This is a genomic window from Mycobacterium sp. (assembly GCF_032161845.1).
Classification (GTDB): Bacteria; Actinomycetota; Actinomycetes; order Mycobacteriales; family Mycobacteriaceae; genus Mycobacterium.
Map to the genome: position 1 here is coordinate 17,952 of NZ_JAVRQA010000492.1, position 13,251 is coordinate 31,202.

Sequence of the window (13,251 nt, forward strand, 5' to 3'; positions counted from 1 at the left end):
GTGACAAATGAATTCGGCGGCACCGCCGCCATCGAAGTGCGGTCCCTGACGAAGAACTTTGGCCAGGTCCGGGCACTCGACGGGCTCGACCTAACGGTTGCCGAGGGTGAGGTGCACGGCTTCCTCGGCCCGAACGGCGCCGGCAAGTCGACGACCATCCGCGTCCTGCTCGGGTTGGTGCGCTCCGACTCCGGCACGGCGCGGCTACTCGGCGGTGACCCGTGGCACGATGCCGTCGCGTTGCACCGTCAAATAGCTTATGTACCAGGCGATGTCACCTTGTGGCCATCACTCACCGGTGGCGAGACCATCGACCTGCTGGCCCGTATGCGGGGTGGTATCGACGAACCAAGGCGAACGGAGTTGATCGAGCGATTCGGCCTCGACCCGTCGAAGAAGACCAGGGCGTACTCGAAGGGCAACCGGCAGAAGGTCTCACTCATCTCCGCATTCGCATCGAACGCGCGGCTGCTGCTGCTCGACGAACCGAGCAGTGGCCTGGACCCGTTGATGGAGAACGTCTTTCAGCAGTGCGTCGCCGAGGCGCGCGACCGCGGCGCCACGGTGCTGCTTTCAAGCCACATCCTGGCCGAGACCGAGGCGCTGTGTGAACGGGTCACCATCATCCGCGCGGGCCGGACGGTCGAGACCGGCACGCTGGCGTCGATGCGGCACCTGTCCCGCACGTCGATAAAGGCCGAAATGATCGGCGACCCAGGTGATATCAGCAGGATCAAGGGTGTCGAGAACGTCGCCGTGCAGGGCCGCACCTTGAGCGCACAGGTGGATGGCGACAGCCTCGGTGAGGTCATCAAGGTGCTTGGCGACGCGGGCGTGCGAAGTCTGATCAGCCAACCACCCACGCTGGAGGACTTGTTCCTGCGTCACTACGACGTCGGCGCACCCGCCGAGGAGGTGACGGCGTGACCGTTCTGGACCGCCCGCACCGCCCCGCGCACCAAAGCCCGCAGCGCGAGTCGGCCTTCTCGGGAACCCTTGCGCTGCTTCGCCTCTACCTCCGCCGCGACCGGATCGTCCTGCCGGCGTGGGTGCTGCTGCTGTCGATTCCGGTCGGCACGGTGTACGTCGGCAGCATCGAAGCCGTGTATCCCACTCAGGCGGACCGCGCGTCGTTCGCCGCGACGATCATGGCCAGTCCCGCGCAGCGCGCCCTGTACGGAAACGTCTACGGCGACAGCCTCGGCGCCACCGGCATTTGGAAGGCCGGCATGTTCCACGTGCTGATCGCCGTGGCCGTGATCCTGACCGTCATCCGCCACACCCGGGCCGACGAGGAATCCGGCCGGACCGAGCTGATCGACTCGACCGCGGTCGGCCGGTACGCCAGCCTGACAGCGGCGCTCCTGCTCGCCGGGGGCGCCTCGATCGTGACCGGCCTCATCACCACGGCCGGTCTTCTCCCGGTGAACGTGCCCGCGACCGGATCAGTGGCGTTCGGCCTCGCGCTCACGAGCACGGGGTTGGTGTTCACCGCCGTCGCCGCGGTCACGGCACAGCTATCGTCGAGCGCACGATTCGCCCGCGGTGCCGCATTCGGTGCTCTGGCAACGGCATTCACCTTGCGCGCCGTCGGTGACGCCGGTTCGCGTGCCGAGTTCCTGTCCTGGCTCTCGCCGCTGGGGTGGTCGTTGCACGTGCGCCCGTACGCGGCTGACGACTTCTGGGTGCTGCTGCTGCCCGTCGCGTTGACAGCCGCGTTGATCGTGCTCGCCTACCAGTTGCTGTCCCGCCGCGACGTCGGCGCGGGACTGGTCGCCGAACGCCCGGGTGCGCCACGGGCGGGATCAACCCTGCGCGGCGTCACGACCTTGGCGTGGCGGCTCAACCGCGGCTCGCTGCTGTTGTGGACCATCGGCCTGTGTCTCTACGGCCTCCTCGTCGGAAGCGTCGTCAACGGCGTCGGCGACGAGATCGGCGACAGTCAGTCGGCTCGAGACGTCGTGGCGCGCCTTGGTGGCACCGATCAGATCGAACAGGCCTTCGTCGCCGTCGCGTTCGGCATGCTCGGCATGGTGGCATCGGCCTTTGCGATCTCGTTGACCCTGCGACTGCACCAGGAAGAGTCGAGTCAGCGGGCCGAGACGCTGCTGGCCGGTGCGGTGAACCGGAACCGCTGGCTGGCAAGTCATCTGGTGTCCGCGCTCGTCGGCACCACCATCGCGATGATGGTCGCCGGCCTGGTCGCCGGACTCACCTACGGCGCCGCCGCAGGCGACGTGACGGGCAGGCTCGCGACCGTACTGGGCACGGCTGCCGTGCAGCTGCCCGCCGTCTGGCTGTTGGTGGCGGTCACGGTTGCACTGTTCGGCCTGCTCCCCCGATTCACCCCCGCCGCGTGGGGGATACTCATCGCCTTCATCGCGGTGTTCATGTTGGGGTCGCTGTCGAACTCGCCACAGTGGCTGCTCGACCTCGAACCCTTCACGCACATCCCACACGTCGGTTCCGGCAACTTCTCGGCCACCGCCCTCTGGTGGCTCCTTGCCCTCGATACCGCCTTGATCGCATTGGGCGCCATGGCCTTCCGGCGCCGCGACCTGAACTGAGGAGGCACCATGAAACTCTTCGTCAACGCCGTTATGTCCATGCTGTTCGGCATATTGTTCTTCGGGCTCGGGCTGTTCCTGCCCGCGTGGAGCTTCGACTACTGGCAGGCGTGGGTCTTCATCGCAGTGTTCATGGTGGCCACCATGATTCCGAGTTTCTATCTGGCCGTCATAGATCCGGCTGCACTGCAACGCAGATTGAAGGCGGGGCCGACGGCGGAAACCCGTCCCGTGCAACGCATCGTGATGATGGCGATCCCCCTATCGGTCGTGGCGCTGCTGGTGCTCAGCGCGTTCGATCACCGCTTCGGCTGGTCTTCGGTGCCGGTTCCCGTCGTCATCCTCGGTGACGTACTTGTCGGGATCGGTCTGGTCGTCGCGCAGCTAGTCGTCATCCAGAACCGCCACGCCGCAGCCACGATCACCGTCGAAACGGACCAGGAGCTCGTCTCGACCGGGCTGTACGGGGTGGTGCGTCACCCGATGTACCTCGGTGCGCTCATCATGATGATCGGCATGCCCCTGGCACTCGATTCCTACTGGGGCGTCGCGGTGGCGATACCCGCCCTGTTCGCTCTGGCTGCCAGAATCGGCGACGAGGAGAAGATGCTGAACTCAGAGCTGGCGGGATACGGCGAGTACACCCGACGCGTCCGACACCGGGTGGTGCCCGGCGTGTGGTGAGCGTCGGGGTCTTCGGTCGTACCCTCTAGTGGTGAGCCCAGCGACCGAGATGGACTGCCCCGGTGCCGGCAAGGCGTGGACGGTCGACAACTCCGGCAAGCCCGTCTGCCCGCGCTGCAAGCGGGCGCTGACCAGCGTCGCGGGTCGGAACCGGACGATCACGAATACGCCGACGGTGCCCCAGCACACACGGCCTCGCAGTCACAGGGTCGATCGACCCAAGAGTTGAGGGGCTCGGTCGCCGCCTGAGCGTGTCGGTGGGTGGTGGCATAGTCGAACACATGTTCGATGAAGAGGCGGCGTTGGTGGCTCGCATCGCGCGCTTGGAGCGGGAGAAATCCGCGGCGGCCGCCGAGCAGGCGGTGCTGACAGCAGAGTTCGACGCCGTGCGCCGGGCCAGAGAGGCCGCCGACGGTGTGCCCGCGGCGAGGCGCGGCAAGGGCCTGGCCGCCGAGATTGCCCTGGCCCGGCGAGATTCTCCAAACCGCGGTGGCCGCCACCTCGGTTTCGCCAGGGCGCTCGTCAACGAGATGCCGCACACCCTGGCGGCATTGGAGGCCGGGGCGCTCTCGGAATGGCGGGCGACGCTCATCGTGCGGGAGTCGGCATGCCTCGACGTCGATGACCGACGCACCCTGGATGCCAGGATGTGCGCCGACCTCTCAACCCTGGAAGGCAAGGGCGACAAGCGGATCGAAGCCGACGCCAAGGCCATCGCCTACGGACTCGACCCGCACGCGATCGTCGATCGGGCAGTGCGCGCCGAAACCGAACGCAACGTCACGATCCGGCCGGCGCCGGACACCATGACCTACGTGACGGCGCTGCTGCCGATGACGCAGGGAGTGTCGGTGTATGCGTCGTTGAAGCGGGCCGCCGACACCTGCTTCGACGGCCGCGGTCGCGGTCAAGTGATGGCTGACACCCTCGTCGAGCGGGTCACCGGACGCCCCGCCGACGTCCCAGTCCCGGTCGCGGTGGAACTCGTCATCACCGACGAGTCGCTACTCGGCGGCGATCAGACTCCGGCGCACGTCCCCGGGTACGGTCCGATCCCCGCGGCCATCGCCTGCCGGCTGGCCTCCGACGCCGCCACCGACGAGCGGTCGAAGGCCACCCTGCGACGGCTATACCGCCAACCCGCGTCCCGGGCGCTCGTGGCGATGGAATCCAAAGCGCGGCTGTTCCCAAGGGGACTCACGCGCTACATCGCGATCCGCGACGACACGTGCCGCACCCCGTACTGTGACGCTCCGATTCGCCATACCGACCATGCTCGACCGCATGCCGCCGACGGCGCCACGTGTGAACTCAACGCCCTGGGCGAGTGCGCGGCGTGCAACTACTCCAAAGAGGCGCCGGGTTGGCGGGTGACCACAGCACGCGAACGGGACGGCACCCACACCGCCGAATTCACCACGCCAACGGGCGCCCGCCATCGCTCCAAGGCGCCGCCGCTGCCCGGCCCTTCACTGGCACCGGTCAGTCGCATCGAGACCGTCTTCGCCGACGAACTCGCCTGGTATCGCGTCGCCTGACCGCAAGTCCTTTCGCTACGGCTCGGAGTCGATTGACGAAGCGTCGTCGAAGCGTCGTCGCGCACGTTCGATCTTCGGGAGATGTTCGGTGGCCCAATTCAGAAGCACGTCGAGCGGGTCCCGAAGAGTCTTGCCCAGCGGCGTGATTCGGTACTCGACCGCCACCGGGCGGGAACTGAGAAGCACGCGCTCGACGATGCCGTTGCGTTCCAGCTTTCGCAGGGTCGCGGTCAACGACTTCTGACTCACCGCCGGGATCGCGCGACGAAGGTCGTTGAACCGGCACGGTCGCTCACAGAGCGCGCTGAGGACGTTCAGCGACCACTTGTCGAGCACGTGATCGAGGAGTTCCCGATGCGGCGCCGAGATCGTGAGGTCGTGGTCGGTTTCGGTCATGACACCTAGTTTCGTTGAAGTGTCCTGACGGTACCAGGTATCAATGATGCACCTAGTCCGATCGACCGTCAGGAGCGCCGAATGTCAGTCCAGCACTTCACCCCCGACGGCATGATGCAGCCGACCCCCTACCACCACGTCGCCGTGGGGACGGGCACGCGCCACGTCCACGTCAGCGGCCAGATCTCGCGGCTCGCCGATGGGACGCCGGTCGCGACCGGCGACTTGGCCGGTCAGGTATCCCAGGCGTTGCGCAACACCGCGTTGGGGCTGGCGGGCGCTGGGGCGACGTTCGACGACGTCATGCGGCTGACGTTCTACGTCACGCATTGGGCACCGGAGAGAATCGATGCGTTCATGGCTGGGATCGACGCCGTCGCCGAGGAGGTCGGGCTGACGATGCCGATGCCACCGGCCTCGCTCATCGGCGTCGACTACCTCTTCGAACCGGACGTGCTGGTCGAAATCGAAGCAACCGCGCTGCTCGACGGGTAAGCCCATACTGATTCCATGGAGCTGCTGACCGGCGTAGGGCTGGCGAGCGCAGCGGGGTTGAACGCCTACATCCCGCTGCTGGCGCTCGGACTGCTCGCCCGCTTCACCGAACTGGTGAACCTTCCGCACGGCTGGTCCTGGCTGGAGAACGGTTGGGTGCTCACGATCGTCGCGGTGCTGTTGGGCGTCGAGGTCGTCGCCGACAAGGTCCCGGCTCTGGACAGTGTCAACGACGTGATCCAGACGTTCGTACGCCCGACCTCCGGCGGCATAGTCTTCGGCGCGGGCACCGCCTCACAGACCGCAGCCGTCGCCGATCCGGGAACCTTCGTATCGTCGGGTCAGTGGATCCCGGTCGCCATTGGCGTCGTCGTCGCGCTCGTCATGCACCTGACCAAGACTGCGGTGCGGCCCGTGGCCAACGTGGCGACGGCGGGAGTGGCGGCGCCCGTCTTGAGCACCCTCGAGGACGTCACCAGCGTCGGACTGGTGTTCGCGGCGATCCTGTTACCCGTGCTGGTGTTGGTGGCGCTGGCGTTCATCGTGTGGGTGGCATTCACGCTGTGGCGCCGCAGACGACGACGCTCGAGCGCGACCCCCGCCGTGGCGTAACGCGGCGGGGCTAGATCCAGACGCCCTTGCCGACGGCGACGACACCGCCGGCACTGATCGCGAAACGCTCGCGGTCCCGCTCCAGATCCACCCCGACATGCTCACCCGGCCCGACGACGACGTTCTTGTCGAGGATCGCGTGGCGCACCACGGCCCCGCGCCCGATCCGGACGCCCGGCATGATCACGCTGCCCTCGACGATCGCACCGTCGTCGATCACGACGTTGGACGACAACACCGAGTTGCGCACGGACGCGGCGGATACGATGCTGCCCGCCCCGACGACCGACTCCTGCGCCGAGCCGCCGTTGACGAACTTCGCGGGCGCCAAGTTCTCCGGTTCGCCCCTGATGGGCCAGCGCCGGTTGTACAGGTTGAAGATCGGATGGACGGACACCAGGTCCATGTGCGCGTCGTAGAAGGCGTCCAGCGTCCCGACGTCGCGCCAGTATCCGTGGTCGCGCTCGGTCGAGCCGGGCACTTCGTTGTCGTTGAAGTCGTACACGGCGGCCATGCCGTCGGCCACCAGGCGCGGGATGATGTCGCCGCCCATGTCGTGGTCCGAGTCGTCGTCGTCGGCGTCGGCACGGATGGCGTCGACGAGCACCTTGGTGGTGAAGATGTAGTTGCCCATCGACGCGAACGTCGCCTCGGGATCGTCGGGGGTGCCCGGCGGATCGGCAGGCTTCTCGACGAACGCTCGGATCAGTCCCGACTCGTCCGCGTCGATGCAACCGAAGGCCGTCGCCTCGGCGCGCGGCACGCGGATGCCCGCCACCGTCGCGCCCGCTCCACTCTCGATGTGGAACTGCAGCATCTGCTCGGGATCCATCCGATAGATGTGGTCGGCGCCGAACACGACGACGTAGTCGGGGTCCTCGTCGTAGATCAGGTTGAGCGACTGCAGGATCGCGTCGCCGGATCCGGTGTACCAGCGCGGCCCGAGGCGCTGCTGCGCGGGAACCGGCGTGATGTACTCCCCGGCAAGCCCCGATAACCGCCAGTTCTGCGAGATGTGCCGATCCAGCGAATGCGACTTGTATTGCGTCAGAACACAGATCTTCAAATAGCGGGCGTTCACCAGATTCGACAACACGAAGTCGATCAGCCGATACGCCCCGCCGAAGGGAACCGCGGGTTTGGCCCGGTCGGCGGTCAACGGGTACAGCCGCTTGCCCTCGCCGCCTGCCAGGACGATGCCCAAAACTGTTGGCAGTTCCCTCATGCGTCAAACCTATCGGCCGCCACGGGTCGCGGCTAGCCATTGACACGATTGAGACCCCACTGGCGGTCAAGACAATTGGCTGCGACTCACACCTGGCACGGCGACGGTGAACTACCGTCGTGTCCATGCGAGTGGCGATGATGACACGTGAGTACCCACCGGAGGTCTACGGCGGCGCGGGCGTGCACGTCACCGAACTCGTGGCGCAGCTCAAGAACATGTGCGACGTGGACGTGCACTGCATGGGTGCACTGCGGCCTGGCGAACCGGACGTGTACGTGGCTCAGCCCGACCCGGCGCTGAGCGGAGCCAACCCGACACTGACGACGCTATCCGCCGACCTCGTGATGGTGAACGCTGCTGCGGGTGCGACCGTCGCGCACTCGCACACCTGGTATGCCGGGCTGGCGGGCCATCTCGCCGCGATGCTGTACGGCATCCCCCATGTGTTGACGGCCCACTCCCTCGAGCCGATGCGACCGTGGAAGGCAGAACAACTCGGCGGCGGGTACCGGGTGTCGTCATGGGTGGAACGCACGGCGGTCGAGTCGGCCGACGCGGTGATCGCCGTCAGCTCGGGAATGCGCGACGACGTCCTGACCACCTATCCGGCGCTGGACCCCAACCGGGTGCACGTGGTGCGCAACGGCATCGACACCGAGAAGTGGTACCCCGTCACCGACGGGAGCGGATCGACGCTGGCGCGCATCGGCGTCGACCCGGCTCGGCCCATCGTCGCGTTCGTCGGACGCATCACGCGTCAGAAGGGCGTCGCCCATCTGGTCGCCGCGGCACACAGGTTCGCGCCGGAAGTTCAGTTGGTGCTGTGCGCCGGCGCGCCGGATACCCCAGAGATCGCGGCCGAGGTGGGCGGCGCAGTGCAGGAGCTCGCCAGCTCACGTAGCGGCGTCTTCTGGGTGCAGGAGATGCTGCCAGGCGATCAGATTCGGGAAATACTCTCGGCAGCAACGGTTTTCGTGTGTCCGTCGGTCTACGAGCCGCTGGGAATCGTGAATCTCGAAGCGATGGCGTGTTCGACGGCCGTGGTCGCGTCCGATGTCGGCGGCATTCCCGAGGTCGTCGCCGAGGGCGAGACCGGTGTGCTGGTGCACTACGACCCGGCCGATGCGGCGGGTTTCGAGACCCGGCTGGCCGACGCCGTCAACTCGTTGGTCGCCGATCCGGACCGGGCCCGACAGTACGGACGCACTGGGCGCCAACGTTGCATCGACGAGTTTTCCTGGACGCGGATCGCGGAGCAGACTCATGCGATCTACCGCAAGGTCTCCAGCTAGCGGAGCACCGGCTAGGCGGTGACGTTCTTGAGTTCGTCGCCGAGCGCGGCGGCCTCATCGGGGGTGAGTTCGACGACGAGGCGCCCACCGCCCTCCAGTGGTACTCGCATCACGATGCCCCGCCCCTCCTTGGTCGCTTCCAGTGGACCGTCGCCAGTCCGGGGCTTCATCGCCGCCATCGAGTGCTCCCTTCCGCATGCTCCGGTCCGCCGGGGAAGATCCTGACGAAACGGGTCGGGGCCAAGACTGCCCACTCGGCGACAGCACTCGGCACTGAACTGATCTTCAGCCCATTGTTCCCTATCCCGGCCCTTCGGTGTGCAAAGACCCGACTTAGACGCTGCGCACCGCGGCAGGAACCCAACAGGACGCGAGATGGTCGTCCACCATTCCGGTCGCCTGCATCAGCGCATATGCGGTCGTCGGGCCGACGAATTTGAACCCACGACGCTTGAGTTCCTTTGCCATGGCCGTTGACTCGGGCGTGACCGCGGGCACCTGGGACATCTCGGCGCGCCGTGGCTGCGGCTCCGGCGCGAAGGACCACAGCAACTCACTGAGATCGACGTCGAGATCGGCGACCGCGCGCGCGTTGGCGATGGTCGCCTCGATCTTCGCGCGGTTGCGCACGATCCCCGCGTCCGCCATCAGACCCTCGACGTCGGCATCACCGAACCGGGCGATCTTCGCCACGTCGAAACGCTGGAAGGCGCGCCGGAAGTTGTCGCGCTTGCGGAGGATGATGAGCCACGACAGCCCACTCTGGAACGCCTCGAGCGTCATTCGTTCGAACAGCTCTCGACTGCCTCGCAGCTCTTGGCCCCATTCGGTGTCGTGGTAGTTGCGGTAGAGCACCGAATCATCCAACGCCCAGCGCTCACCACTGAAATCCGCCCAGCCGCAACGTGTTCGACCGTCGTTGTCGAGACTCGCGGTCACTGCTCCTCGCGCCCTTCCGCAGGCACCGCATGCGCGCCGTGCCGGTGGACCCCGTCGGCTGCCGCGTCGTCCTGGTCGTCGTCCACCTCGGTCTCGTAATCGGTGTCCAACCCCGAATCGGAGTCGGGGACGAAGTCGTCGACCCCGTAGGCGGCGCGAAGCGCGGCCACCTGGCCCCGCAGCTGGTCGAGTTCCTGACCGAGCCGGTCGAGCACCCAGTCCACCTCGCCGGCCTTGTAGCCGCGCAGCGTCTGACTGAACTTGAGTGCCTCGACGTCGGCACCGGTGACCTCCGACGCGGGCAGCGCCGTGGCGGTGGTGGCCCGCGGCAGCGGCGGCAACCGTTCACCGCGGCCGAACAGCACGCTGCCGACACCGAACAGCACGATGGCCACCAGGATCAGCACGACGAGGTACAGGAGGATCAGCGTCACGACGTCGATACTGCCTGAAACCTACGACGCGTCGGCTGGCGGGCGACTCGGCGGATCAGCGCGGCCGCAGGGTCACCATCGGTGGCCGGTCCGCCAACGACACCGTCGAGGTGCGCGGGGTGTAGTCCTCGCCGTCGGCGAAGAACTGCGTAAGGCCGACGCCAGAGTCCGACACGCCGCACCGCGACAGCAGCGTCGCGATCACCTGCCTACTCATCGCCGCCAGCTCGGTCAGCGGTCGGTTGCGGTGCGTGCGGACGCCGAGGTTCACCTGTGCGATCGCGTCGAGGCCAAGGCGGTCGTACGTGTCGACCAGCAGACCGATCTCGACGCCGTAACCGGGCGCGAACGGCACCGACGTGAGGAGTTCGCGGGTGCCCGCATACTCGCCGCCCAACGGTTGCAACAGGCACGTCAGCTCTGGGCGCAGCGCAGCCAACAGCGGCCGTGCGACCAGTTCGGTGACCCGGCCACCGCCGTTGGCATCCTCACTGCCGCTGACCTTCAGCGGGCGCCGGTAGAAGCCCTTGACCAGATGCACGCCGTCAGTGGTCAACAGCGGCCCTAGCAGTTTCGGGACGAACATCGGGTCCGGGTCGATCAGGTCGGAGTCCACGAAGACCACCAGGTCACCAGTGGTCGCGGCGAGCGACCGCCATAGCACTTCACCCTTGCCTGGCTGCGGCTCGACCTCCGGCAGCGCGGCCTCTCGGCTGACCACCCTGGCTCCGGCGGCGACCGCGCGGATCTCGGTGTCGTCGGTCGAACCCGAGTCCAGCACGACGATCTCGTCGACGAGCCCGCCCAGCAGCGGCGTGATGGTGTCCACCACCGAGGCGACGGTCTCTTCCTCGTTGAGGGCGGGCAGTACCACGGAGATGGTCCGACCCGCCTTCGCCGCCTCGAGTTCGGCGATCGTCCACATGGGCCGACGCCACGTGTTGTCGGTCAACCACCGGTGTTCGGCGATGGCCTCCGCGGCGTCGAGTTCAGGTACTACGCTCATCGCTCGACTCCTGCTCGTTCCGGTCCTCGCTCGTCCCTCGCTCGCTCTCGTCTTCGGGTGCTCATGCCAGTCCCCTTACGGTCCGCGCCGGTGGACGCACGCCCTGGATCGACGCGACCATTTCTAGAACGCGCCGTGTGGACCCCACCTCGTGCACCCGGAACATCGCTGCACCCGCCTGCGCGGCGAGCGCAGTCGCGGCCAGGGTGCCCTCGAGGCGTTCGGTCAAACCCACACCCAGAGTCTCCCCGACGAAATCCTTGTTACTCAGGGCCATCAGTACAGGCCATCCGGTGTTTACAAGATCTTTTACGTGCCGCAACAAACTAAGACCATGGTGAGTGTTCTTACCGAAATCATGGGTCGGATCGATCAGTACGGCGTCCCGCGCGACGCCGGCCGCCACCGCGCGCTCGGCCGCTGAGGTCACTTCGGCGATGACGTCGTCCACCACGCCACGCTCCGACAATCCGTAGTTGACGCGGAACGGTCGGGTGCGCGGAACGGCGCCGCCCGTGTGCGAGCACACCAGGCCGGCCCCGAATTCGGCCGCGACGTCGGCGAGCCCAGGATCGGAACCACCCCAGGTGTCGTTGATGATGTCGGCCCCTGCGGCGCACGCCTGCTTGGCGACCGCGGCCCGCCAGGTATCGACGCTGATCAGCTGGTCGGGATAGGCGCCGCGGAGCCATTCGATGAAGGGCACGACGCGGGTGATCTCCTCGTCGGCGTCGACCACGTCACCCGGTCCGGCCTTCACGCCGCCGACGTCGATGACGTCAGCGCCGTCGGCGACGACGCGGTGGACGGCGGCCTTCGCGGCGTCGTCGGTGAACGTGGCCCCGCGGTCGTAGAACGAGTCCGGTGTCCGGTTGACGATCGCCATGATCATGGGGCGATTGCCCGCCACCGGACGGCCAAGAAACGTCGCCTGCATGCCTTCCAGGCTACGGCGGTGGCGATTTGTGTGCGCTTACCCGCGCCTAGCGCGGGTTCCAACACCCAAATCGCTAGTTTTGGGGGCGTTTGCCGTCGACGACCTCGGCGGGGTACTCGTCGTAGAAGGGCACGTAGCCCTCCTCGCGGCCGGCGAGCACGTAGACCGGGTCGTCGACCTGCCCCTTGTCCTCATTGCCCTCGCCCGAGTTGCCGCCGTAACCCTGTTTACGCAGGTCGACCTTCTGACTCTTGAAGGTCGACGTGTGGGCCAGCGTCTCGGTGACGCGGACGAACAGCGGTACCGCGTAGCCGGGCAGGTGCTCGTAGGCGGACTTGGCCAGCGCCTTGCCGTCGAACTCCTGGCCCTCCTTGAGCTGGATGGCCACCATCCCCGCCTTGCCGCCTGCACCTTCGACTTCGACGCCGAACACCGTGCACTCCTCCACCTGGGCGTCCGTCGACACGGCGGCCTCGACCTCGGTGGTGGCGACGTTCTCGCCCTTCCAGCGGAACGTGTCGCCGAGGCGGTCGGTGAACGCGGCATGCCCGAATCCCTGCGACCGCATCAGATCGCCGGTGTTGAACCAGACGTCGCCGTCCTTGAAGGCGTTCCGCACCAGCTTCTTCTCGGTGGCTTCCCGGTCGGTGTAGCCGTCGAACGGCTGGAAGTTGCTCACCTTGGAGAGCAGCAGACCTGGCTGTCCGGCCTTCACCTTGCGGACGCGGCCGTCGTCTCCGCGGGCCGGCCCGCCACTGTCCTCGTCGTACTCGACGAACGCGATGGGCGACGGGCAGATGCCGGTGGTCTTGTCGACGTTGAACACGTTGAGGAAGGCGGTGTTTCCTTCACTCGCCGCGTAGAACTCGCAGACCCGCGGGATGCCGAAGCGTCCGGTGAACTCGTCCCAGATGGCCGGCCGCAATCCGTTGCCCCCGATGACGCGGACGCGGTGCTTGCGATCGGTGGGCTTGGCCGGTTGGTTGAGCAGGTACGCGCAGATCTCGCCGATGTAGACGAAGGCCGTCGCGTCGTACCGGATCACGTCGTCCCAGAACTTCGACGCCGAGAACGACTTCCCGAGCGCCAGGGTGGAGCCCGAGTTGAGCACCGCGGACAGCGC

At 67.1% G+C, this 13,251-nt stretch carries 16 protein-coding genes; 8 read left to right on the plus strand and 8 right to left on the minus strand.

The features are described 5' to 3' along the window. Genes QOD90_RS26960 through QOD90_RS26980 form a run of 5 tightly spaced genes read left to right on the plus strand, consistent with a single transcriptional unit; the run spans window position 1 to window position 4,789 of the window. Window positions 1-927, plus strand: coding sequence for an ABC transporter ATP-binding protein (locus QOD90_RS26960; protein WP_526354856.1), 927 nt, complete (start codon window positions 1-3; stop codon window positions 925-927). Continuing rightward, window positions 924-2,567 (plus strand): ABC transporter permease, encoded by a 1,644-nt coding sequence (locus tag QOD90_RS26965; protein ID WP_526354858.1) that lies wholly within the window; start codon window positions 924-926, stop codon window positions 2,565-2,567. The genes QOD90_RS26960 and QOD90_RS26965 overlap by 4 nt, the downstream gene beginning before the upstream one ends. A gap of 9 nt (window positions 2,568-2,576) precedes the next feature. Then, on the plus strand, window positions 2,577-3,251 hold the full coding sequence (locus tag QOD90_RS26970) for a methyltransferase family protein (RefSeq protein WP_526354860.1): 675 nt from the start codon (window positions 2,577-2,579) through the stop codon (window positions 3,249-3,251). A gap of 31 nt (window positions 3,252-3,282) precedes the next feature. Next, entirely contained in the window at window positions 3,283-3,480 is a 198-nt protein-coding gene (locus QOD90_RS26975; protein WP_526354862.1) for a hypothetical protein, read from the plus strand. A gap of 52 nt (window positions 3,481-3,532) precedes the next feature. Next, a complete protein-coding gene (locus QOD90_RS26980) occupies window positions 3,533-4,789 on the plus strand; it encodes a DUF222 domain-containing protein (RefSeq protein WP_526354864.1) in 1,257 nt (418 codons plus the stop codon). 15 nt (window positions 4,790-4,804) lie between these two features. On the opposite strand, the gene QOD90_RS26985 is transcribed toward QOD90_RS26980, so the two are convergent. Further along, entirely contained in the window at window positions 4,805-5,185 is a 381-nt protein-coding gene (locus QOD90_RS26985; protein WP_526354866.1) for a winged helix-turn-helix transcriptional regulator, read from the minus strand. 81 nt (window positions 5,186-5,266) lie between these two features. On the opposite strand from QOD90_RS26985, the gene QOD90_RS26990 reads away from it, so the two are divergent. Beyond that, complete coding sequence (locus QOD90_RS26990; protein ID WP_526354868.1) at window positions 5,267-5,680, plus strand: RidA family protein; 414 nt, start codon at window positions 5,267-5,269, stop codon at window positions 5,678-5,680. Between the two features lie 15 nt (window positions 5,681-5,695). After that, on the plus strand, window positions 5,696-6,292 hold the full coding sequence (locus QOD90_RS26995) for a DUF4126 family protein (protein WP_526354870.1): 597 nt from the start codon (window positions 5,696-5,698) through the stop codon (window positions 6,290-6,292). Window positions 6,293-6,302: 10 nt separating this feature from the next. Here the strand turns inward: QOD90_RS26995 and glgC are convergent, their stop codons facing one another. Next, window positions 6,303-7,517, minus strand: a complete 1,215-nt coding sequence (glgC, locus tag QOD90_RS27000) for a glucose-1-phosphate adenylyltransferase (RefSeq protein WP_526354872.1) — start codon at window positions 7,515-7,517, stop codon at window positions 6,303-6,305. Between the two features lie 125 nt (window positions 7,518-7,642). Between glgC and glgA the strand changes: the two genes are divergently transcribed. Further along, entirely contained in the window at window positions 7,643-8,812 is a 1,170-nt protein-coding gene (gene glgA / locus QOD90_RS27005; protein WP_526354874.1) for a glycogen synthase, read from the plus strand. A gap of 11 nt (window positions 8,813-8,823) precedes the next feature. Here glgA and QOD90_RS27010 read toward each other — a convergent pair whose 3' ends face one another. The 6 genes from QOD90_RS27010 to QOD90_RS27035 form a co-directional block, all read right to left on the minus strand. Then, the gene (locus QOD90_RS27010) at window positions 8,824-8,991 is read right to left on the minus strand and encodes a DUF3117 domain-containing protein (RefSeq protein ID WP_069392118.1); all 168 of its coding nucleotides are present in this window, start codon (window positions 8,989-8,991) and stop codon (window positions 8,824-8,826) included. A 154-nt stretch (window positions 8,992-9,145) separates the two neighbouring features. Continuing rightward, window positions 9,146-9,751, minus strand: a complete 606-nt coding sequence (locus tag QOD90_RS27015; RefSeq protein ID WP_526354876.1) for a DNA-3-methyladenine glycosylase I — start codon at window positions 9,749-9,751, stop codon at window positions 9,146-9,148. Beyond that, window positions 9,748-10,185, minus strand: a complete 438-nt coding sequence (locus QOD90_RS27020) for a DivIVA domain-containing protein (protein ID WP_526354878.1) — start codon at window positions 10,183-10,185, stop codon at window positions 9,748-9,750. The genes QOD90_RS27015 and QOD90_RS27020 overlap by 4 nt, the downstream gene beginning before the upstream one ends. 55 nt (window positions 10,186-10,240) lie before the next feature. Then, complete coding sequence (locus QOD90_RS27025) at window positions 10,241-11,191, minus strand: glucosyl-3-phosphoglycerate synthase (RefSeq protein ID WP_526354880.1); 951 nt, start codon at window positions 11,189-11,191, stop codon at window positions 10,241-10,243. A 61-nt stretch (window positions 11,192-11,252) separates the two neighbouring features. Further along, window positions 11,253-12,128, minus strand: a complete 876-nt coding sequence (gene folP, locus QOD90_RS27030) for a dihydropteroate synthase (protein ID WP_526354882.1) — start codon at window positions 12,126-12,128, stop codon at window positions 11,253-11,255. Window positions 12,129-12,201: 73 nt separating this feature from the next. Next, a partial coding sequence (locus QOD90_RS27035) for an AMP-binding enzyme (RefSeq protein ID WP_526354884.1) occupies window positions 12,202-13,251 on the minus strand: 1,050 nt, incomplete at its 5' end.